The sequence below is a fragment of the Edaphosphingomonas haloaromaticamans genome, from assembly GCF_001853345.1.
GTDB lineage: Bacteria > Pseudomonadota > Alphaproteobacteria > Sphingomonadales > Sphingomonadaceae > Sphingomonas_E > Sphingomonas_E fennica.
This window is the reverse complement of record NZ_MIPT01000001.1, coordinates 2,494,847-2,516,694: the sequence shown is the minus strand read 5'-3', so window position 1 is coordinate 2,516,694 and position 21,848 is coordinate 2,494,847. Positions and strand designations below refer to the sequence as shown.

Genomic DNA, 21,848 nt, shown 5'->3' with positions numbered 1-21,848 from the left:
CATGGCGTTGCTGGGCGAAGGCGGAATCTGGGCGGTGGTGCCCGTCAAGCGACTGGCGGAGGCCAAGAGCCGGCTGGCGGAGGTGCTGGGTGGCGACAGGGCGGATTTCGTCCTCGCCATGGCGAGCCATGTGATCGCGACGCTTGCGAGCAGCCGGCATTTCGCTGGGGTGATCGCCGTCACCGGCGATGCGCGGATGGCCGGGGCGGCGCAGGCAGCCGGTGCGGTGGCGGTGGCCGATGCGGGCGAAGGCCTGAATGCGGCGATGGCGGCCGGCATCGATCGGGCGCTTGCGCTGGGTGCGCGGCATATCGCGCTGGTTCCCGCCGATCTTGCCCTGATCGACGATGCCGCCATCGATCGCATCGTCGGCCGTTATCGCACGGGGCAGGGGCCGCTGATCGCGCCGTGCGCGGCGGGTGACGGGACCAACCTGCTGCTGATGCCCGCGGATCGGATCGTTCCTCCCGCCTTCGGGCCGGACAGCTTCGCCCGCCATCGCGATGCCGCGCCCGATGCGGCGGCATTTGTCGATGATGCGATCGGGCTCGATGTCGATCGCGCCATCGACCTTGCTGTCGCGGCGGGCGCGCTGGCGGGGCGCGATCATCCGCTGGCGCCCCTGCTGGCCCAGTATGAGGCGGCGGCGTTGCTGGCGGCCGACCCCGGCGAGTTGGCGGCGGCGGCGGGCAAGCTCCGCGACCAGGGCCATGGCGATATCGTCACCTATTCGCCCAAGGTGTTCCTGCCGCTGACGATGCTGTGCCGCGACGTGTGCCATTACTGCACCTTCGCCAAGACGCCGCGCCGGCTGGAAAGCCCCTATATGGCGGTGACGGAAGCGGTGGAGATCGCGAAGCGCGGCGCCGCCATGGGCTGCCGGGAGGCGCTGTTCACGCTGGGCGAGAAGCCGGAGCTTCGCTACGCCGCCGCGCACGAGTGGCTGGACGCCAACGGATTTTCCAGCACGCTCGATTATGTCGCCCATGTCGCGGCGGCGGTGCGCGACCAGACCGGGCTGTTGCCGCACATCAATGCCGGCTGCATGACCGACGAGGAGATTGCCGCGCTGCGCCCGGTCTCCGCCTCCATGGGGCTGATGCTGGAGACGATCGCCGATCGTCTGGGCGAACCGGGCGGGCCGCACCATGGATCGCCGGACAAGGTGCCGGCCCTGCGGCTGGCGACGATCGAGGCGGCCGGGCGGCAGGCCGTGCCCTTCACCTCGGGCATATTGATCGGCATCGGCGAGACGCGCGCCGAAAGGATCGAGGCGATTGCGGCGTTGCGTGCGCTGCACGTGCGCCACGGGCATCTTCAGGAAGTGATCGTCCAGAACTTCCTGCCCAAGCCGGGCACGAAGATGGCGAATGCGCCCGCCGCCGAGGCGGACGAGCTGCTCTGGACCATCGCCGTCGCCCGGCTGATGCTGGGGCCGGACATGAGCATCCAGGCGCCGCCCAATCTTGCGCCCACCGATCTGCCCCGGCTGATCGAGGCGGGGATCAACGACTGGGGCGGGGTTTCGCCGCTGACCCCGGACCATGTGAACCCCGAGGCGCCCTGGCCCGAGATCGAGCGGCTGCGCGCGGCGACGGCCGCCGGCGGCAAGGTGCTGGCCGAACGGCTCACCATCTATCCGGCCTATGCCCGCGATGCCGCACGCTGGCTCGATCCCGCGATGCGGCGTCCCGTTCTGGAGCATAGCGACGCCGTCGGGCTGGGCCGCGAAAGCGGCTGGCGGGCCGGCCGGTCGGAGACGATGGCGTCCGTCCCGCGCGTGGGAAGCGGCCGCACCCGGATCGCGAAAATGGTGGATGCGGCGCTGGGCGGCGAGTGGGCGTCGTTCGCAGCCGACGATATCGCCGCCTTGTTCGCGGCGCGGGGAAATGACTATCACCGCGTTTGCGAGGCCGCGGATCATCTGCGGGCGAGGGCGGTGGGCGATGCCGCCACCTATGTGGTCAACCGCAACATCAACTATACGAACATCTGCAGCTATCGCTGTAATTTCTGTGCCTTTTCAAAGGGCAATCGCAAGGCTGCGGGCAATGAGGCGGCCTATCTGCTGGACATGGCGGAGATTGCCGCACGCGTGACCGAGGCGCGCGATCGCGGCGGCACCGAGGTGTGCCTGCAGGGCGGCATCCACCCGAGCTTCACGGGCGAGACCTATCTGGAGATCGTCCGCACGGTGAAGCGCGCCGATCCAGCCATGCACGTCCACGCCTTCTCCCCGCTGGAGATCAGCCATGGCGCATCGACGCTGGGCATGAAGCTGCCGGACTATCTGGCCATGCTGCGCGACGAGGGGCTGGGCAGCCTGCCGGGAACGGCGGCGGAAATCCTGCACGATCCCGTCCGCGCCATCCTGTGCCCGGACAAGCTTTCCACCGGGGAATGGCTGGAAGTGATCGAGACCGCCCATCTCCAGGGCATCCGGACGACCGCGACCATCATGTTCGGCCATGTCGACGATTATCGCGACTGGGCGATCCATCTCGCCGCGATCCGCGACCTTCAGCTGCGCACGGGGGGCTTCACCGAATTCGTGCCGCTGGCCTTCGTGGCGCACGAGGCGCCGATCTACCGCAGGGGCGCCGCGCGGCCGGGACCGACCGCGCGCGAGGCGGTGCTGATGCATGCGGTTTCGCGGCTGGTGCTGGGATTCGACAATATCCAGGCTTCCTGGGTGAAGATGGGCCGCGAAGGCATGCGCGCGGCGCTGCGGGCCGGCGCCAACGATCTGGGCGGGACTCTGATGAACGAAAGCATCACCCGCGCCGCCGGCGCCACCCACGGCCAGGAGATGACGGCGGCGGACATGCGGGCGATGGCGGCGTCGCTGGGGCGGACGCCGATACGGCGGACGACGCTTTACGGGCGCGCCGAACCGGAAGAAGCCTGCATCGCCGCCGAATGAGCGGCGGGGTGCTTTCTAGCTGCGGGATGGACGGGTCCATATCCAGGCGCCGCTGCATAAGGCGGCGACCGCCGGGAATAAGGACCATGGCCATTTGAGGAAGGTGAGCCCGATCACGGCGCTGACGGTGAGCATGGTCAGCGCCCACGCCTTGGCCCTGATGCTGATCGCCCCATGTTCCCGCCAGGCGCGGATATGCGGGCCGAAGCGGGGATGATCGAGCAGCCGCGCCTCCCAGGCCGGATTGCTGCGGCCGAAGCAGAAGGCGGCGAGGATGTAAAAGGGCACGGTGGGCAGCAGCGGCAGGAAGATGCCGGCCGTTCCCGCGCCCAAGGCAAGCAGGCCCGCCGCCAGATATATCCTCCGTCGGAACATGATCTTCAGGCGCGGCGCAGCATCGCCGCCACCCGATCGGCCAGCAGCGGCCCGCCGAACGGCTTGGTGATGAGGGCGGTGCCTTCCTCCGCGATATCGTCCGCATCGGTTGCGGTGTCGGCGTAACCGGTCATGTAGAGGATGGGCAGGCCGGGGCGCATTTCGCGCGCGATGCGGCCGAGATCGCGGCCGTCCATCCCCGGCAGGCCGATATCGGTGATCATCAGGTCGATCGGGGCGCCGGAACGGAGCAGTTCCAGCCCCGGCTCGGCATCGTCGGCCGCGAGCGTGCAATAGCCGAGATCGTCGAGCAGCTCGACGATGAGCGCCCGGACGACGGGCTCATCCTCGATCACCAGGATCGTCTCACCCTGCCCGGTGATCGCCATATCGCCGGATGCGGTGTCCGAAGCGGCGTCGTCCGCACCCATGTGACGAGGCAAATAGAGGGCCACCGTCGTGCCCCTGCCAAGTTCGCTCTCGATCGCGACCTCGCCTTTGGACTGGCGCGCGAAACCATAGATACTGGCGAGGCCCAGCCCCGTTCCCTGGCCGATCGGCTTGGTGGTGAAGAAGGGTTCGAACGCCCGCGCGATCACATCCGGCGCCATGCCGGTGCCGGTATCGCTTACGGCGATGCGCACATAATCGCCTGGGGCGAGATCCGGCGGCAGCGATTGCGCGGCCGTGCCGGCGGCAAGGTTGGCCGTGGCGATGGTCAGCGTGCCGCCATCGGGCATCGCATCCCGCCCGTTGATGGCGAGGTTCAGCAAGGCGCCTTCAAGCTGGTTGGGATCGCACCGCNCCCGCCACAATCCGGGCGCAAGATCATATTCCAGGCTGATCCTTTCCCCCAGCGTCCGCCCCAGCAGGTCGCGCATGGATTCGATCAGCCCGTTGGCGCGGGTGGGGCGGGGATCGAGCGGCTGGCGCCGGGCGAAGGCCAGCAGCCGGTGGGTGAGGGCGCCGGCACGCTCGGCGGATTCCACGGCGCCGACGAGGAAGCGTTCGATATCGTCGAGGCGGCCCTCGGCCAGCCTGCGCCGGACGATATCGAGCGACCCGCTGATCCCCTGGATCAGATTGTTGAAATCATGGGCGATGCCGCCGGTAAGCTGGCCGATCATCTCCATCTTCTGGGCCTGGCGCAGCGCTGCCTCCGCCTCCGCCAATGCCTGCGCGGCCTCGCGCTCCGCCGTGATGTCCCGCGCCACGCAATATAGAAGATCGTCGACGGCCGCCGCCGTCCAGGAGATCACCCGATAGCTGCCGTCCCGGGCGCGCAGGCGGTTCTCGAAACGGCCGGTCGCCTCGCCCCGCGCCAGGCGCTTGAGCTCGTCCCGCGTGGCCGGCCTGTCGTCGGGATGCACGAGATCGATCGCCTCGCGGCCCAGCAACTGGGCTTCGTCCCAGCCCAGCGTCGCCGTCCAAGCCGGGTTGATCGCAAGCCACAGCCCGTCCTGATCGGCCACCAGCAGCAGATCGCGCGAGACGTTCCAGATCCTGTCCCGTTCCTGGGTGCGCAGCGCGACTCGATGCTCCAGCGCGGCATTGCGGGCGAGCAGGGCATCGGCCTCGCCGCGCTGGTCGTGAATATCGGTGTTGGTGCCGATCCAGCGCACCTCGCCATCCGCTTCCCGCGTCGGTACGGCGCGGGCCAGGTGCCAGCGATAGCCGCTGTTAGGAGAGCGCAGGCGATAGGAATGTTCGAACCGGGTTTCCGTGGTCAGCGATTTTTGCCAGGCTGCGGTCAGATCCCCGATATCGTCGGGATGGACGAAATCCATCCATTGATCGTTGAGTTCGACATCGGGTTCCTCGCCGACGAAGTCGTAGACCCGCGTGTTGAACCAGCGGAAATGGCCATCCGCGTCGGTGACCCATATCTGGTGGGGAACGGCGGCGGCGACGGTGCGCAGCTGATGTTCGCTGGCTTTCAGGGCGCCCTCGGCCCGCTTGCGCCCGGTGCATTCGATCGCGATGCACAGCGTGCCGCCTTCGCCGCCGTCCGGGCCGCGCAAGGGGGAATAGAAGGCATCGAACCAACGTTCCTCCGTCGCCGGATCCTTGCCCAGCAGCATCCGCTGGTCCCGCGCGGCGATGGATTCGCCGGCGCGGACGCGGGCGAGGACGGGCCGGTTCCACTCCTCCCAGACTTCGGGCCATACCTCCCGCGCAGGCTTGCCCATGGCGGCGGGATGGCGGGGGCCGGCGATCTGGGCATAGGCCTGATTGTAGACCATGCGGAAATCCGAGCCCCAGGTGATCGCCATCGCTATCGGGGAAGCCAGCGCCATATCGACGGCGATGCGCAGTTCCGCCGGCCATTCATCCATCGGGCCAAGCGGCGTGGCGCCCCAGTCGAAAGCGCGCACCAGCCGCGCGGTCTCGCTTTCGTCGAGCCGATGTCCCCCCAGGCCGCTCATGGCACCCGCCCAGGCCAGTTTCGGCCAAGTTGCGCATATGCACACATCTGGCCGCACCTTAAATGCAGAGAGCCAGTTTCCGCAATTGGATTGAACAGAGCGCGTCGATGATTATCTCCGTCCGCACAAAGTCGAAAGGAATTACAGGTGGCTGAAGAGGTTGCGACACTGGCCGGAGGTTGCTTCTGGTGCGTGGAAGCGGTGTTTGACGACGTGCTGGGCGTAAGCTCGGTGGAAAGCGGCTATACGGGCGGCACCGTCGCGAACCCGACCTACAAGCAGGTATGCGGCGGCGATACCGGCCATGCGGAAGCGGTGCGGATACATTTCGATCCCGCGGTGATCGGTTATGCCGACCTGCTGGACATCTTCTTTCACATCCACGATCCGACGCAGCTCAACCGCCAGGGCAATGATATCGGCACCCAGTATCGCTCGGCGATCTTCCCGCATTCGCCGGGGCAGGAGGCCGAGGCCCGCGCCGCCATCGCGCGCGCGCAGGCGGATCATGAGCAGCCGGTGGTGACGACCATCGAGCCGCTGGCGCCCTGGTATGTGGCCGAGGACTATCATCAGGAATATTTCGAGCGGGAAGGGAACAGCAATCCCTATTGCATGGCCGTGGTCGCGCCGAAGCTGCAGAAATTCCGTAAAAGCTATGCCGCGCGGCTGAAGCGGCAGGAGGCCTGACCGGCCCGTGTCACGATTTCGGCGCGGCGGCGCGGCGCAGGCGATCGTTGATCGCCAGCCCCAACCCGTCGGCCGGGATCGGGGCGACCGCGATCCCCGCGCGGCCCGAAAGGTCCGCCTCGTGCAGCGCCGCGAACAGCCGCGCTGCCGCCTCGACGAGATCGCCCCTATCCGAAAGGGTGGCATCGCCGGCGACCGGTCCGAAGCCGATCAGCCATTCGCCATCGCGGCGATCGACGGCATCGAGGCGGATGGGCCGCGACGGCGCATAATGGCTGGCAAGCTGGCCCGGCGCCTCGATTTTTCCCGATCCCGCGGCACAAACCGCATTACCCGTCACGGCGGCGATCTGGTCCGGCGTGATCGGGCCGGGGCGTAGCAGGCGGGCGCCGCCATCGGTATCGATCGCGACGATGGTGGATTCGATCCCCTGCCGGGTCGGGCCGGAATCGATCACCATCGGGATGCGGCCGTCCAGCGACGCCAGCACATGCTGTGCCGTGGTGGGGCTGATCGATCCGCTGGCATTGGCGGAGGGCGCGGCAAGCGGCCGGCCGACTTCCGCGAGCAAAGCCTGCATGGCGGGATGGGCGGGCACGCGGATCGCCACGGTCGGCAGCCCCGCCGTCACGATGGGCGCGATCTTCGCGCCGGGGAGGAGCGGGAGCACCATCGTCAACGGGCCGGGCCAGAAGGCTTTGGCGAGCAGCCGCGCCGCCGGCGGGAAATCGGCGATTTCGGCCGCGGCTTCGGCCGAGGGCAGATGCACGATGAGCGGGTTGAAGCTGGGACGCCCCTTGGCCGCATAGATGCGCGCCACCGCCGAATCGGATGTGGCGTCGCCGGCAAGGCCGTAAACCGTCTCCGTGGCGATCGCGACGGGCTGGCCCCTGCCTATCCATTCGGCCGCCTCGGCGATGGCGGCCGTGCCGTAGGGGCGGATTTCCGTCTGCCAGGTTGGGTTTTGCGCGTTCACGCCCCGGCGCTATAGCCGCACGGCTTCATATACAAGACCAGGCGAGACCGATGACCTTCATACCTGTTGTCAGCGAACAGCGCTTCCTCATGCGCCATATCGTCGGGATCGAGGAATTGCAGGCGAAGGATCGCTTCGCGGCCGCGACGCCCGATGTCGTCGATGCGATCCTGGAAGGCGCGGGCGCCTTCGCGGCCGGCGAATTCGCGCCGCTCAACCGGCCCGGCGACGTGACCGGCGCCAAATGGACGCCAGAGGGCGTGAAGATGCCGGCCGGCTTCCACGAAGCCTATCGCGCTTATGTGGAAGGCGGCTGGGGAACGCTGGCCGCCGATCCCGAACATGGCGGGCAGGGGCTGCCCTTTGCGCTGGCCACCGCCGTGCTCGAGGATCTGGGAACGGCCAATATGGGTTTTTCGCTCATCATGATGCTGACCCCCGGCGCGGTCGAGGCGCTGACCTCCCATGGATCGCCGGAGCAGCAGGCCGCCTGGCTGCCCAGGCTCGTGACCGGCGAATGGAACGGCACGATGAACCTCACCGAGCCGCAGGCGGGGTCCGACGTGGGGGCGCTGCGCAGCATGGCGACGCCGGCCGGGGATGGAAGCTGGCGGATCAAAGGCACGAAGATCTTCATCACCTTCGGCGACCATGACCTGACCGACAATATCGTCCATCTCGTCCTGGCCCGCACGCCGGGTGCGCCTGCCGGCACGCGCGGCATATCGTTGTTTCTCGTCCCCAAATTCCGGCTGGACGGCACGCCCAACGACGTCCGCTGCGTTTCGATCGAGCACAAGATGGGTATCCATGCCTCGCCCACCTGCGTGCTTTCCTTTGGCGACGGCGACGATTGCCATGGCTGGCTGATCGGCCCGGAAAATGGCGGGATGCGGGCGATGTTCACGATGATGAACAATGCCCGCCTCAATGTCGGCCTGCAGGGCGTGTCGATCGCGGAGCGGGCGACCCAGCAGGCGGTGGCTTATGCGCGCGAGCGGATACAGTCCGCACGGGCAGGGGCCGCATCGCGCGATTCCGTGGCGATCATCGAGCATCCGGACGTCCGCCGCATGCTGCTGCGCATGAAGGCGCAGACGATGGCGGCCCGCGCCCTGATCTATTACGCGGCCGGCCAGGTCGACCGCGCCCATGCCGGCGACGAGGCCGCGCAGGCGCGCGTCGATCTGCTGACGCCGCTCGCCAAGGCATATGGCACCGACGTCGGCTGCGAGGTTTCCAGCCTCGGCGTGCAGGTGCATGGCGGCATGGGCTTCATCGAGGAGACCGGCGCTGCCCAGCATTATCGCGACGCCCGGATCGCGCCGATCTACGAAGGCACGAACGGCATCCAGGCGGCCGATCTGGTAGGCCGCAAGCTGTCGATGGAAAATGGCGCGGTTTTCTCAGCACTTCTCGCCGATATTCGCGCGGAAGCAGCGGACGAAGGCGCGCTGATGGCACTGGTCGATGCCTGCGAACTGGTCGGCGCGCGGCTCCTGGCCGCCGGTGCGGATGATCGGCTGGCCGGAAGCTATCCCTTCCTGACGATGCTGTCGGTCGCCGTATCGGGCTGGCTGATGGCCCGGCAGGAGCGGGCGGCGCGGACGGAGCAGGGGATGGACGCCGATTTCCTCGCGCTCAAGCAGGCGGCCGCGCGCTTCTATCTGGATCGGATCGTGCCCGAGGCCGCGGGGCTTGCCGCTGCGGCGACCGCCGGCGCTGAGGGGCTTTACGGGATCAGCGCCGAAGCCTTTTCGGCCTGATCCGGGGAAGGAAGGGCCGCCATCCCGATGGAGATGGCGGCCCTTTTCCTCATTCGCCGAAGACGCGGGCGAAGATCGTGTCGACGTGCTTCAGATGATAGGCGAGGTCGAACTTCTCTTCCAGTTCCTCGGCCGATAGCTTGGCGCTGACGTCCGGATCGGCCTTCAGCAGTTCGAGCAGCGAAAGCTGGCCGTCCGATTCCCACACCTTCATCGCGTTCTTCTGGACGAGGCGATAGGCGTCCTCGCGGCTGATGCCGGCCTGGGTAAGCGCCAGCAGCACGCGCTGGGAGTGAACAAGCCCGCCCATCTTGTTGAGATTCTTCTCCATCCGCTCCGGATAGACGAGCAGCTTGTCGATCACGCCGGTCAGGCGGTTGAGCGCGAAATCGAGCGTGATGGTGGCATCCGGGCCGATATAGCGCTCGACCGAGGAGTGGCTGATGTCGCGTTCATGCCATAGCGCGACATTCTCCAGGGCCGGGGTGACGTAGCCGCGCACCATGCGGGCGAGGCCGGTCAGGTTTTCGGTCAGCACCGGATTGCGCTTGTGCGGCATGGCCGACGAGCCCTTCTGGCCCGGCGAGAAATATTCCTCCGCTTCCAGCACTTCGGTGCGCTGGAGGTGGCGGATTTCGGTGGCCACGCGCTCGATCGACGATGCGATCACGCCCAGCGTGGCGAAATACATGGCGTGGCGATCGCGCGGGATCACCTGCGTGGAGGTGGGCTCCACGGAAAGGCCCATCTTCTCCGCGACATGGGCTTCGACGCGCGGATCGATATTGGCGAAGGTGCCGACCGCGCCGGAAATCGCGCAAGTGGCGATATCGGCCCGCGCCGCGCGCAGGCGGGTGCGGTTGCGATCGAATTCGGCATAGGCCTGAGCCAGCTTCAGGCCGAAGGTGACGGGCTCGGCATGGATGCCGTGGCTGCGGCCGATCGTGGGCGTGAGCTTATATTCATAGGCGCGGCGCTTCAGCACATCGAGCAGCCGGTCGAGATCGGCGAGCAGGATATCGGTCGCCCGCGCGAGCTGGACGGCGAGGCAGGTATCGAGCACGTCCGACGAGGTCATGCCCTGGTGCATGAAGCGAGCGGGCTCGCCGACATGCTCGGCGACATTGGTGAGGAAGGCGATGACGTCGTGCTTCACCTCGGCCTCGATCGCGTCGATGCGATCGACCTCGAACGCGCCTTTTTCCCAGATCGCCTTGGCCGCTTCCTTCGGCACCACGCCCAGTTCGGCGAGCGCGTCGGTGGCGTGCGCCTCGATCTCGAACCAGATGCGGAACTTGGATTCGGGGGTCCAGATGGCGACCATTTCGGGCCGCGAATAGCGGGGGATCATGCCGGGCGTCCTGCGTTGAGAGAAATCGCGCGCGACCTAGCAGAGCGGGCCGGCCGCATCAAATCCCCGGCCGGCCCCGCTTGCGTGCGCCATCCTCAGCCCTTGAGCGAGGCCATGTCGATGACGAAGCGATATTTGACGTCGCTGCCGACCATCCGGTCATAGGCCTTGTCGATATATTGGATCGGAATCAGCTCTATATCGGCGGTGAGGTTATGTTCGTGGCAGAAATCCAGCATTTCCTGGGTTTCGGCGATCCCGCCGATCAGCGATCCCGCGATGGCGCGCCGCCGGAAGATGAGGTTGGCGACGGAGGGGGAGGGGTGCGGCGTGCCGGGCACCCCCACCAGCGTCATCGTGCCGTCGCGTTTCAGCAGTCGGGTGAAGGCATCGAGATCATGCGGTGCCGCGACGGTGTTGAGGATGAAATCGAAGCTGTTGACATGGGCGTTCATCTCGGCCGCATCGCGCGACACGACGACTTCGTGGGCGCCCAGGCGAAGCGCGTCCTCCCGCTTTGCCGGCGACGTGGTGAAGGCCACCACATGCGCGCCCATCGCCGCCGCGATCTTCACGCCCATATGGCCAAGCCCGCCGAGGCCGACCACGCCCACTTTCTTGCCGGGGCCGGTGTTCCAGTGGTGGAGCGGCGAATAAGTGGTGATCCCGGCGCAGAGCAGCGGCGCGACGGCCGCCAGATCGGCCATGTCGTGCCTGATCTTCAGCACGAAATCCTCCGTCACCACGATATGGTCGGAATAGCCTCCGAAGCTTGGGCCGCCCAATATCGGATCGACCCCGCCATAGGTGCCGACGAAGCCGGTCGTCTCGCAATATTGCTCCTCGCCGGCCTCGCAGGACGGGCAGTGCCGGCAACTGTCGACCATGCAGCCGACGCCGGCGATATCGCCGACCGCGAAGCGGGTGACCTCGGCGCCGACGGCCGTAACACGCCCGACGATCTCGTGGCCGGGAACGCAGGGGTAGAGCGTGCCGCCCCATTCGCTGCGCGCTGTGTGGAGGTCCGAATGGCACACGCCGCAAAAGAGGATCTCGATCGAAACGTCCTTCGGGCCGACATCGCGGCGATCAAAGCTGAAGGGCGCGAACGGCGTCTCACTCGACTGCGTGGCATAGGCTCGGGCTTGGCTGGTCATGGTTCCTCGCTGGACAGGACAACGGGCGTATCACGCCGGCACGGGCATATGGCCACAGGAACCGCGATTTGGCACGATCTCTTTTGCGTTGGCCGCCAACGGGGGCATAGAAACCATCGGCGCCAAGGCATCAATATTTTACATAATATATATTATCAGACATAGGCTGATCCCAACCTCACGGGCCCCCGTCGCTTCCAACCCCTCTCTCAACGCTCTCCAAGGTGAATTTTCATGCTCGATCGTCTGGTTCTCATCATGGAGCGGTTGCGCGACCCGGAAAATGGCTGTCCGTGGGATCGCGAGCAGACGTTTGCGAGCATTGCTCCCTACACGATCGAGGAAGCCTATGAGGTCGCCGACGCCTGCGAGCGCGATGATATGGCGGCGCTGAAGGACGAGCTTGGCGACCTGCTGCTCCAGGTCGTTTACCATTCCCGCATGGCCGAGGAACGCGGCGCCTTTGCGATCGGCGACGTCGTCACCGCGATCTGCGACAAGATGATCCGGCGCCATCCCCATGTCTTCGGCGACGGCCGGTCTCCCGGCTGGGAGGCGCTGAAGGCGGAGGAACGCCGCGGGCATGCCGATGCATCCGCCCTAGCCGGCGTCGCGCTGGGCCTGCCGGCGCTGCTGCGCGCGGAAAAGCTCCAGAAGCGGGCGGCGCGGGTCGGGTTCGACTGGCCCGATGCGGACGGTCCGCGCGCCAAGATCATCGAGGAACTCGCCGAGGTGGAAAGTGCCCCCGATGCGGAGGCGCGGGCCGAGGAGATCGGTGACCTGCTGTTCGCGGTCGTCAACTGGGCACGGCATCACCATGTCGACGCGGAAGCCGCGTTGCGGAGCGCCAATGCGAAGTTCGAACGGCGTTTCCGTTCCATGGAGGCTCTGGCGGACGGCGGCTTCGCGACGCTCGACCTCGCCGCCCAGGACAGGTTGTGGGATCGGGCGAAGGCCGCGGAGAAATCGCCGGTCAGCGCGCCTGATAGCGCGCCCAGTCCGCCTCGCTGAGCTTTACTTCGATCGCCAGCCTGTCGCCATCCATCTCCTGGCTCAGCACCTCGCCATGGGCGTGCAGCCAGGCGATGGCGCCCCCGTCGGCGGGATCGACGCGCAGGCTGTAGCGCCGGCTGCCATGGGTGAGCCGTTCGGCCACGGCGCGCTGCAATGTATCGACGCCCTCTCCCGTGAACGCGCTGATGGCGACCACATCGTCCCGCCGGGCGGCCTCGGCCAGCACGCGATCGGCCTCCTCGGGCGGCAGGGCATCGATCTTGTTCCACGCCTCGAATATCGGCGTGCCCCCTTCCCCGCCGACGATGCCGATTTCGGCGAGCACGGCTTCCACATCCCGCGCCTGCGGCTCGCTATCGGGGTGGGAAATATCGCGAACATGGATGATGAGGTCCGCAGCCGTCACCTCCTCCAGCGTCGCGCGGAAGGCCGCCACGAGCTGTGTGGGCAGATCGGATACGAAGCCTACCGTATCGGACAGGATCGCCTTGTCGATGCCGGGCAATGATATCTGCCGCATCGTCGGATCGAGCGTGGCGAAGAGCAAATTCTCCGCCATCACAGTGGCGCCGGTCATCCGATTGAATAAGGTGGATTTCCCGGCATTGGTATAGCCGACCAGCGCGATCACCGGCCAGGGTGCCCGCTGGCGGCGTGCCCGATGGAGGCCGCGGGTGCGGGTGACATTCTCCAGCTCGCGCCGCAGCTTGGCCATGCGATCGCGGATCAGCCGCCGGTCGGCCTCAATCTGGGTTTCGCCGGGACCGCCCAGGAAGCCGAAGCCGCCCCGCTGGCGTTCGAGGTGGGTCCAGCTCCGCACCAGCCGGCCCGCCTGATAATCGAGATGGGCCAGTTCCACCTGGAGCCGCCCCTCGGCCGTCGCCGCCCGCTCGCCGAAAATCTCCAGGATCAGGCCGGTGCGATCGATTACCTTGGTATCGAGCGCCTTTTCCAGATTGCGCTGCTGGATGGGGGAAAGCGCGCCGTCGACGATGACAAGTTCCGCCTCCGCCATGCGGGCGGCCGTGGCGATCGCATCCACCTGCCCCGATCCGAACAGGGTGGCCGGTTTGGGATCGCGCAGACGGAAGGCGAGCTTTTCGACCACATCCACACCGATCGCCGCGGCAAGCCCGGCCGCCTCGGCCAGACGCGCGTCGGTATCCCTGCCCGATCCGCTGCCACGATCAGGCAAAGCCACGATCGCTTTCGCGCCGCGGCTCAGCCCGTCGTCATCCGCACGGTTGAAAACGCTCAATCGTCGTCCGCGTCGTTGTCCACGCCGCTCAGATTGAGCGGATTGGCGGGCTGGACCGTCGATATGGCATGCTTGTAGACCAGCTGGCTCATGCCGTCGCGGCGCAGCAGCATGCAGAACAGGTCATAGGCCGCGATTTCGCCCTGGAGCATGACGCCGTTCACCAGGAACATGGTGACAGGCTCCCGCGCCTTGCGGACCGCGCTCAGGAAGATTTCCTGCAGCAGGGTCGCCTTGCGCTCTTCCGCGAAATTCTTGTCGATCTCCGAAAGGTCGAGCGGATGCGCCGGCATCACCGTGGAGATCGCATGCTTGTAGATGAGCTGCGACTGGCCATCGCGGCGCAGCAGCACCGAGAAATTGTCGAACCAGGTGATGATTCCCTGCAACTTCACGCCCTTCACGAGGAACATCGTGACGGGGGTCTTGGATTTGCGGAGCGTGTTGAGGAAAATATCCTGAAGGTTGTTGACCTTGTCGGCCATAAGTCCGGTCTCCGGATTCGTGGCGGGACATTGCCCGCATGAGCGCCTTGGCCGGCGTCGTGCTCGTCCCGCCGAGTGCGGGACATTCTTGGCTTACCGCAGCCGCGAAGAGAGGTCCATGCCTATCATTCCTCGCCATCCTTGGGATCGGCAAGGCCGAGCGTCTTGAGCTTGCGGTGGAGGGCGGAGCGCTCCATGCCGATGAAGGTCGCGGTGCGGGAGATGTTGCCGGAAAAGCGGCGGATCTGGACCCGCAGATATTCCCGCTCGAAGGTTTCCCGCGCCTCGCGCAGCGGCGTTCCCATGATGGAGCGGGCGGCGTTGCCCGGCACGATCCTTTCCTGGTCGCTCAGCACCTCGGGGGGCAGCATGTCGACATCGATCACCTGCAACCGGTCGCCCGGCGCAAGGATGATGGTGCGCTCGACGACGTTGCGGAGCTGGCGGACATTGCCGGGCCATTCATAGGTCTGGAGCGCCGCCACGGCTTCCGGCGACACGGCCGGCGTGCTCACCCGCCGTTCGGAGGCGAAGCGCGCGACGAAATGATCCACCAGCGCCGGAATATCCTCCCGCCGCTCCGAAAGAGCCGGCAGATGCACCGGCACGACGTTCAGCCGGTAATAGAGATCCTCGCGGAAGCGCCCCTCGGCAATCTCGACGGCCAGATCGCGCGCGGAGGCCGAGACGACCCGCACGTCCACCTTGACGGTGCGCGTGCCGCCGATCCTGGTGAAGCTCTGGTCCGTGAGGACGCGGAGGATGCGGCCCTGGGTGGTCGTGGGCATGTCCGCTATCTCGTCGAGGAACAGCGTGCCGCCATGGGCCTGTTCGAGCAGGCCGGGGCGGACGAGCTCCCCCCCCTCCTCCACCCCGAAAAGCTCCTCCTCCACCCGCTCCGGCGTCATCCGCGCGGCGGATACGACGATGAACGGGGCGGAAACCCGCGGGCTCCACAGGTGCAGCAGCCGCGCCGCCACTTCCTTGCCGACCCCGGCGGGGCCGCTGATGAGCACGCGGCTGCCGGTGGCGGCGACTCGCTTCAGCGTCGCGCGAACGGCGTTGATCGCGGCGGAATTGCCGGTGAGCTCGTCCTCCTGGCCGATCTGGGCCTTAAGCGAGGCGACCTCGCGGCGCAGCCGTTCCGTCTCGGTCGCGCGGCCGACCAGCAGCAGCAGGCGTTCGGCCTCGAACGGCTTTTCGATGAAGTCGGTGGCGCCGCGGCGGACGGCGGCAACGGCGGTGTCGATATTGCCGTGGCCGGAAATGACCAGCACCGGGATCGAGGAGTCGCGCCGCTTGATCTCCTCCAGCAGGTCCAGCCCGTCGAGCCGCGATCCCTGCAGCCAGACATCGAGCAGCACCAGGGACGGCCGGCGCTCCGCCAGCGCGGCAAGGGCGCTGTCGCTGTCACCCGCCGTCCGGGCCTCATAGCCCTCATCCTCCAGAACCCCGGCGACAAGCTCGCGAATATCCTGCTCATCGTCGACGATCAAAACGTCCAGGCTCATCTATCCATCACTCTTCTGGCGGGTAAGGACGGGAAGCGGTGCGGCATCGTCCGTGGCATCGGCCTCCTGTTCGAGGTCGAGCGAGGCGAGCGTCGCGACATCGAAACCGAGCGTCACGATGGTGCCGCCGCCAGGACGATCGGAAAATACAATAGTTCCAAAATGTTCCTCGACGATCTTGCGGACGATCGCGAGGCCGAGGCCGGTGCCGCGAGCGCGGGTGGTCATATAGGGTTCAGTGATGCGTTCGCGCTCCGGCGGAAGGCCGATGCCGTCGTCCGCCACCATGATGAGCAGCCGTTCCCCCTCCATCGCGACCGTCATGTCGATCGAACCGGGGCTGCCCTCACCCTTTGCATCAATGGCTTCCACCGCATTCTTGACAATATTGGTCAGCGCTTGGCCGAGTTGGCGCCTGTCGCAGACCATGATTGGCGACGGATCGGGCGCCACCAGCCTGAACGCGATGGCAGGATGGGCGACCTCGTGCAGGAACAGCGCCTGGCGGGCGATATCAACCAGCGACTCCGCCCGGAAAATCGGCTTGGGCATGCGTGCGAAGGACGAGAATTCGTCGACCATGCGGCGAAGATCGCCGACCTGGCGCACGATCGTGCCGGTCAGCCGCTCGAACACGCCCTTATCGGACTGAACCTCCTGGCCGTAGCGACGCTGCAGCCGTTCGGCGGCAAGCTGGATCGGCGTCAGCGGATTCTTGATCTCGTGGGCGATGCGGCGCGCGACGTCCGACCAGGCGGCACGCCGCTGATCGAGCAGTTGTTGGGTGATGTCATCGAAGGTCAGCACCTCGCCATTGCCGGTCCGCACCAGCGTGACCGCCAATGTGCGCGGCTCGCCCGCGCTCGAAAACTGGATGACGGCTTCCCTGTCCGTCGCATCCAGAAGCGCGCCCAGCTCCGGCGCCACCTCCGTTATCGAACGGCCCACGGGGCTTTCATTCGTCTTGAGAAGTTCGGCCGCTGACGGATTGATAAGACGGATAATTCCATCAGAATCGACCGAAATGACGCCGGCGCTCACGCCCGACAGAACAGCCTCGATCAGGGCGCGTCGGCTGTCGAGCTGCTGGTTCGCCGTCAGCAGCGCGCCGGTCTGCTCCTCCAGCTTCCGCGTCATGCGATTGAAGGCGGCCGCGAGCGTGCCGATCTCGTCATGCGAACGGGGCAATGCCACCCGCGCGGAAAGATTGCCCGAGGCGACCTGCCGTGCCGCGCCGACCAGATCGGCCACGGGGCGGACGATGCGGTCGGCCATCTTGAGCGCGATCAGGATCGCCGTGGCGACGATCAGCAGCGAGACGACCAGTAGCGCGGCATTGAACTGGAGCTGGAGCGAGCGCGAACGCGCCAGCAGCTGGGCGTAATCGCCGCGCGCGCTTTTCGCCCTTGCGACGGATTGCAGCACCATCGGATCGACGCCGCGCGAGGCGTAGAGATAGACTTCCGCTTCGGGATCGAGGCGGACGACGGTTTCCACGCGGTCGCCGGCATCGGTGACGACACGGGCGCGACCCTGCCGAAGCTCGGCGATCGAGGCGGCGGGCAGGCGAAGCTCCAGCGGGCGATCGTCGAGATTGGCGCCGGCGATCAGGCGGCGCGTGCCGTCCCCGCCGATGGTGATGACGGCCGCTTCCGATAGATTGCGGGCGGAGACCTGCCAGGCCAGCCCCTCGGCGAAACGCGGCGAATTGACGCCGAATTCGGCGGCATAGCCGTTAACGTCGCCGCCCATCGCGACGATATCGGCGACGATGCGCTGCTTGTTCTCCTCGACATAGGCCTGGGCGACGCTGTCGGCATTTTCGAGCACCGTGCGCGCGCGATCGGAGAACCAGAATTCCACGCCATATTGGAACAGCAGCGATGCGAAGATCACGACCAGCAGCGTCGGCACGCTGGCGATGACCGAGAAAAGCGCGACGAGCCGGACGTGCAGCCGGCCGTTGCCGCCCACCGGCGATCGCGCCGCCCTGCCCCGCGCCACCCGGCGGGCCAGCAGCACCAGCAGCACCATGATCGGGACGAGGTTGGCGACCAGCAGCAGGGCGACCAGCGGCGGCGTCAGCAGGCGCGCCGGGGTTCCTCCGCCGGTGATGATGAAATAGGTCGCCGCCGCGATCGCAATGGTGGCAGCGAACGCGCCGATCTCGAACGCCGGCATCAGCCGCCGGCGCGACAATAATGTCAGCCGGCGAAGCCAGGCGGAACCTTCGCTGCGAGACGGGGCCACGGACATCGTGGCATCCCTACCACGATCCCGTTGCATGCAAAACACAGTTGCGACAGGCAGCGCGGAATATCGTGGATATTCAGCCCATGCGCCGCACGTCGGAAGGATCGATGCCGCGCTCCGTAAGCTTCTTGCGCAGCGTGTTGCGGTTTATTCCCAGCAGTTTGGCGGCCTTGAGCTGGTTGCCCTTCACCGCCGCCAGAGTGAGCTTCAGCAAGGGACGCTCCACCTCGGCAAGGATCCGCTCGAACAGGCCGTCGGGCGGAAGATCGCGTCCGAACGTGGCGAAATAGCGTGCGACATGGTGCTCGACCGCATCCGCCAGCCCGCCGCCCGAAGCGATGGCGGGTGCGCCGCCTTCGGATGCCACCATATCGCCGCTCAATTGCTGGTCGACGATCGAGACGGTGATCCATTCCTCGCGGCTCAGGGCCGCAAGGCGCCGCATCAGGTTTTCAAGCTCGCGCACATTGCCCGGCCAGCTGTGGCGGGAAAGCCGCTCGATCGCCGCGCGCTCCAGCCGCTTGCGGGGCAGGCCGTCGGCAGCCGCCTTTTCCAGGAAGTGCAGGGCCAGTTCCCCGATATCCTCGGTGCGCTGGCGCAGCGATGGCAGGCGGACGGGAACGACATTGAGGCGATAATAAAGATCCTCTCGGAACGCATTGTCCGCAATCAGTTTTTGTAGATCCTTGTGCGTGGCCGCGATGATGCGGACATCCGTGCGGATCGATCGCGCGCTGCCGACGGGATTGAACTCCCCGGTCTGCAGCACGCGCAGCAGCCTGGTCTGGGCCTCGAACGGCATGTCGCCGATTTCGTCCAGGAACAGCGTGCCGCCCTGCGCCTGCTCGAACCTGCCCGCAGTGCGCATCGCCGCGCCCGTAAAGGCCCCCCGTTCATGGCCGAACAACTCGCTTTCGATCAATTCGCGGGGGATCGCGGCCATGTTGATCGCGACGAAGGGCTTGTTCGCCCGCGATCCCATGTCGTGGATGGCGCGCGCGACCAGTTCCTTGCCGGTCCCGGATTCCCCAAGCACCAGCACGGTGAGGTCGTTGGCCACGACCCGCGCGATGGTGCGATAGACCTCCTGCATGGGAGGGGAACGGCCGATCAGCGGCAGATCCTCGCCCGATCCCGCATCCGCCAGATCATCCAGCCCGGCCCCCCGCGCGGTAAGGGCATCGGCCACCGCGCGGGACAATTCGCCCAGATCGAACGGCTTGGGCAGATATTCGAACGCCCCCTGCTCGGTCGCGCGGACGGCAGTAGCCAGCGTGTTCTGCGCCGAAAGCACGATCACCGGCATGCGGGGGTGATCCGCCAGCATCTCGGGCACGAGATCGAGGCCGTTGCCGTCGGGCAGGATGACGTCCGTCACCAGCACCTGCGGCTGAAATTCCGTCATCTTGCGGCGCTGCTCGGCAACGCTGGCGGCCGTTTCCACGACATGCCCGTCCCGGCGGAGCGCCTCGCGCACGACGGTGCGGATGGCGGCATCGTCATCGACGACGAGAATGCGCCCCACGCTCATGCCTGCCCCGCGCGCGGCAGCAGAAGGCGGAAGACGGTGCGCGGCGGGGTGCCTTCGCGCGCATATTCGATGATGCCGCCCTGGTCGGCCACGAGCTTGGCGACGAGCGCCAAGCCCAGCCCGCTTCCCGTGGGCTTGCCGGTGACGAACGGTTCGAACAGATGATCCTCGATCTCCACCGGCGCGCCGGGGCCTTCGTCGATCACGCAGACTTCGATCGGGAGCGAGCGCTTGACGTCCCCTCCCCGCAGCCGAACCGATACACCGTGGCGATAAGCCGTATGAAGCGTCACGATATTCCCATTGTTCTGCATTGCCTCAACGGCATTCTTGATAAGATTTATGAGGATCTGGATCAGCGAATCCCGATGGCCCAGCACGGGTGGCAGCGACGGATCGTAGATTTCCCGGATCGTGAAGCCGCTGGCGAAACCCTGCAACGCCACCTCGCGGGCATGGCCGAGGAGGAGGTGGATATTCTGGGGACCGAGCTCCAGCCGCCTGGTATCGGTGAAGCCTTCCATCCGATCGATCAGCGCGGCCACCCGGTCCACCTCGTCGCGGATCAGCCGGGTGAGATCGCGGGCCTGATCGTCGACCGAGGCCTCGAGCAGCTGCGCGGCGCCGCGGATCCCCGACAGCGGATTCTTGATCTCATGCGCCAGCACCGCCGCCGCGCCGACGGCGGAAAGCGCACCGCCATCCCGATCGCCGCGCCGGCCGAGCAGGTGAGCCGGCGGCAGGCCGTGGAGGGTGACGACGCGCCATCCCGCGCGATCGGCCATCGGGCCGATCATCAGGTCGACCCGCTGGTGCCGGCCGCCGGGAAGGACGATCTCCAGATCATAGGCCGCGAACGGCGCGTCGGATGCCATGGAGGTGAGCGGATGGCCGATCATTCCCGCGATATCGCGGCCGACGATGGCGCCGCGGCCGAGGTTGAGCATCGCCTCCCCGGCATTGTTGACGTCGCGGACGATGCCGTCCCCGTCGATCACCAGCATCGGCGTGGGGAGCGCTGCGATCTGTTCGGCCAGGCCCGGACAATCGGGATCGGGCAAACGGGGCATCCCCGCGGCCGATCGCCCGATCCGGATCAGGCCGCTGCCCGGCAGAGCCATGGCGAATAGAATTGCTCGAGCATGGAAAGCACCGTGGCGGCGCTGGCTTCCTGGTTCACGCGGTTGCGGAATTCGGCCGAGCCGGGAAGGCCCTTGGTATACCAGCCGATATGCTTGCGTGCCATGTTCACGCCGGTGAACTCGCCATAATGTTCCAGCATCAGCCCGTAATGCCTTGTTATAAGGCGATATTGCTCGTCGATCGAGGGATCGGGCACGCGCTCGCCCGTTTCCAGCCAGCGCATTACCTGATGGAGCAGCCAGGGCCGGCCATAGGCCCCGCGCCCGATCATGACGCCGTCCGCGCCGGACTGGGCGAGCGCCTGATCGGCATCCTCGATCGAGCAGATGTCGCCATTGGCGATCACCGGGATGGAAACGGCATCCTTCACCTTGCGGATGAAGGCCCAGTCGGCGGAGCCCCGATACATCTGGCAGCGGGTGCGGCCATGGATCGTGACCATCTTGATCCCGACATCCTCGGCGATGCGGGCCAGTTCCGGCGCGTTCAGGCTGTCATGATCCCAGCCCATCCGCATCTTGAGCGTGACGGGCACCGATACGGCACCGGCCACCGCCTTGATGATTGCGACGGCAAGGTCCGGCACGCGCATCAGCGCCGACCCGGCATCGCCGTTCACCACCTTGCGGACCGGGCAGCCCATGTTGATGTCGATGATCGCGGCGCCGCGATCCTCCGAAAGCTTGGCGGCTTCCGCCATCTCCGCCGGCGTGCAGCCGACGAGCTGCATCGAAACCGGCTCCTCGATCGGGTCCCACGCCGCCTTCTGGATCGACTGCCGCGTTTCCCGGATCGCGGCCTGGCTGGCGATCATCTCGGTAACGTTCAGGCCCGACCCATATTCCCGCACCATCTTGCGGAACGGCAGGTCGCTGACGCCGGTCATCGGCGCCAGGATGACGGGCGTGGCGATGGTGACGCCACCAATCTGGATAGGTGCGAGCCGGGACATTCTGTCGATCTGCCTGAAAAACCGGCAATCGCCCTAC

15 protein-coding genes and 1 pseudogene are annotated in these 21,848 nt (G+C 66.7%); 4 read left to right on the top strand and 12 right to left on the bottom strand.

All coding sequences use genetic code 11. The features are described 5' to 3' along the window. Position 1: 1 nt before the first annotated feature. On the top strand, positions 2 to 2,923 hold the full coding sequence (gene cofH / locus BHE75_RS11605) for a 5-amino-6-(D-ribitylamino)uracil--L-tyrosine 4-hydroxyphenyl transferase CofH (protein ID WP_070933961.1): 2,922 nt from the start codon (positions 2 to 4) through the stop codon (positions 2,921 to 2,923). Between the two features lie 15 nt (positions 2,924 to 2,938). Here the strand turns inward: cofH and BHE75_RS11600 are convergent, their stop codons facing one another. Beyond that, positions 2,939 to 3,298, bottom strand: coding sequence for a YbaN family protein (locus BHE75_RS11600; RefSeq protein WP_070933960.1), 360 nt, complete (start codon positions 3,296 to 3,298; stop codon positions 2,939 to 2,941). Between the two features lie 5 nt (positions 3,299 to 3,303). Then, the gene (locus tag BHE75_RS11595; RefSeq protein ID WP_438830621.1) at positions 3,304 to 5,571 is read right to left on the bottom strand and encodes a PAS domain-containing protein; all 2,268 of its coding nucleotides are present in this window, start codon (positions 5,569 to 5,571) and stop codon (positions 3,304 to 3,306) included. A 300-nt stretch (positions 5,572 to 5,871) separates the two neighbouring features. Between BHE75_RS11595 and msrA the strand changes: the two genes are divergently transcribed. Beyond that, a complete protein-coding gene (gene msrA / locus BHE75_RS11590; RefSeq protein ID WP_070933958.1) occupies positions 5,872 to 6,414 on the top strand; it encodes a peptide-methionine (S)-S-oxide reductase MsrA in 543 nt (180 codons plus the stop codon). A gap of 10 nt (positions 6,415 to 6,424) precedes the next feature. Here msrA and BHE75_RS11585 read toward each other — a convergent pair whose 3' ends face one another. Then, entirely contained in the window at positions 6,425 to 7,390 is a 966-nt protein-coding gene (locus BHE75_RS11585) for an L-threonylcarbamoyladenylate synthase (RefSeq protein ID WP_070933957.1), read from the bottom strand. A gap of 50 nt (positions 7,391 to 7,440) precedes the next feature. Between BHE75_RS11585 and BHE75_RS11580 the strand changes: the two genes are divergently transcribed. After that, positions 7,441 to 9,156 (top strand): acyl-CoA dehydrogenase, encoded by a 1,716-nt coding sequence (locus tag BHE75_RS11580; protein WP_070933956.1) that lies wholly within the window; start codon positions 7,441 to 7,443, stop codon positions 9,154 to 9,156. Positions 9,157 to 9,205: 49 nt separating this feature from the next. Here BHE75_RS11580 and purB read toward each other — a convergent pair whose 3' ends face one another. Next, positions 9,206 to 10,507 carry an adenylosuccinate lyase gene (gene purB, locus BHE75_RS11575; RefSeq protein WP_015456984.1) on the bottom strand — a complete coding sequence of 434 codons (1,302 nt, stop codon included), beginning with the start codon at positions 10,505 to 10,507 and terminating at the stop codon, positions 9,206 to 9,208. Between the two features lie 95 nt (positions 10,508 to 10,602). After that, positions 10,603 to 11,664: an NAD(P)-dependent alcohol dehydrogenase gene (locus BHE75_RS11570; protein ID WP_070933955.1), complete on the bottom strand. Its 1,062-nt coding sequence runs from the start codon at positions 11,662 to 11,664 to the stop codon at positions 10,603 to 10,605. 234 nt (positions 11,665 to 11,898) lie between these two features. Here BHE75_RS11570 and mazG point away from each other — a divergent pair, with 234 nt between their 5' ends. After that, a complete protein-coding gene (gene mazG, locus BHE75_RS11565; protein ID WP_070933954.1) occupies positions 11,899 to 12,675 on the top strand; it encodes a nucleoside triphosphate pyrophosphohydrolase in 777 nt (258 codons plus the stop codon). Here the strand turns inward: mazG and hflX are convergent. The 7 genes and pseudogenes from hflX to dusB form a co-directional block, all read right to left on the bottom strand. Then, a complete protein-coding gene (hflX, locus tag BHE75_RS11560) occupies positions 12,638 to 13,936 on the bottom strand; it encodes a GTPase HflX (RefSeq protein ID WP_070933953.1) in 1,299 nt (432 codons plus the stop codon). The two genes, mazG and hflX, sit on opposite strands and share 38 nt — an antisense overlap. Then, positions 13,933 to 14,484: pseudogene (gene hfq / locus BHE75_RS11555) on the bottom strand (RNA chaperone Hfq); the annotation flags it as partial. The pseudogene hfq and the gene hflX, both read right to left, overlap by 4 nt. Before the next feature lie 62 nt (positions 14,485 to 14,546). Then, positions 14,547 to 15,932 carry a nitrogen assimilation response regulator NtrX gene (gene ntrX, locus BHE75_RS11550; RefSeq protein ID WP_070933952.1) on the bottom strand — a complete coding sequence of 462 codons (1,386 nt, stop codon included), beginning with the start codon at positions 15,930 to 15,932 and terminating at the stop codon, positions 14,547 to 14,549. After that, complete coding sequence (locus BHE75_RS11545) at positions 15,933 to 18,188, bottom strand: sensor histidine kinase (RefSeq protein ID WP_084653140.1); 2,256 nt, start codon at positions 18,186 to 18,188, stop codon at positions 15,933 to 15,935. Positions 18,189 to 18,261: 73 nt separating this feature from the next. Continuing rightward, positions 18,262 to 19,716: a nitrogen regulation protein NR(I) gene (gene ntrC, locus BHE75_RS11540; RefSeq protein WP_015456977.1), complete on the bottom strand. Its 1,455-nt coding sequence runs from the start codon at positions 19,714 to 19,716 to the stop codon at positions 18,262 to 18,264. Further along, entirely contained in the window at positions 19,713 to 20,837 is a 1,125-nt protein-coding gene (locus tag BHE75_RS11535; RefSeq protein ID WP_015456976.1) for a two-component system sensor histidine kinase NtrB, read from the bottom strand. Before BHE75_RS11535 ends, ntrC begins: the two co-directional genes overlap by 4 nt. Then, on the bottom strand, positions 20,813 to 21,811 hold the full coding sequence (dusB, locus tag BHE75_RS11530; protein ID WP_070933950.1) for a tRNA dihydrouridine synthase DusB: 999 nt from the start codon (positions 21,809 to 21,811) through the stop codon (positions 20,813 to 20,815). The genes BHE75_RS11535 and dusB overlap by 25 nt, the downstream gene beginning before the upstream one ends. Positions 21,812 to 21,848 lie beyond the last annotated feature (37 nt).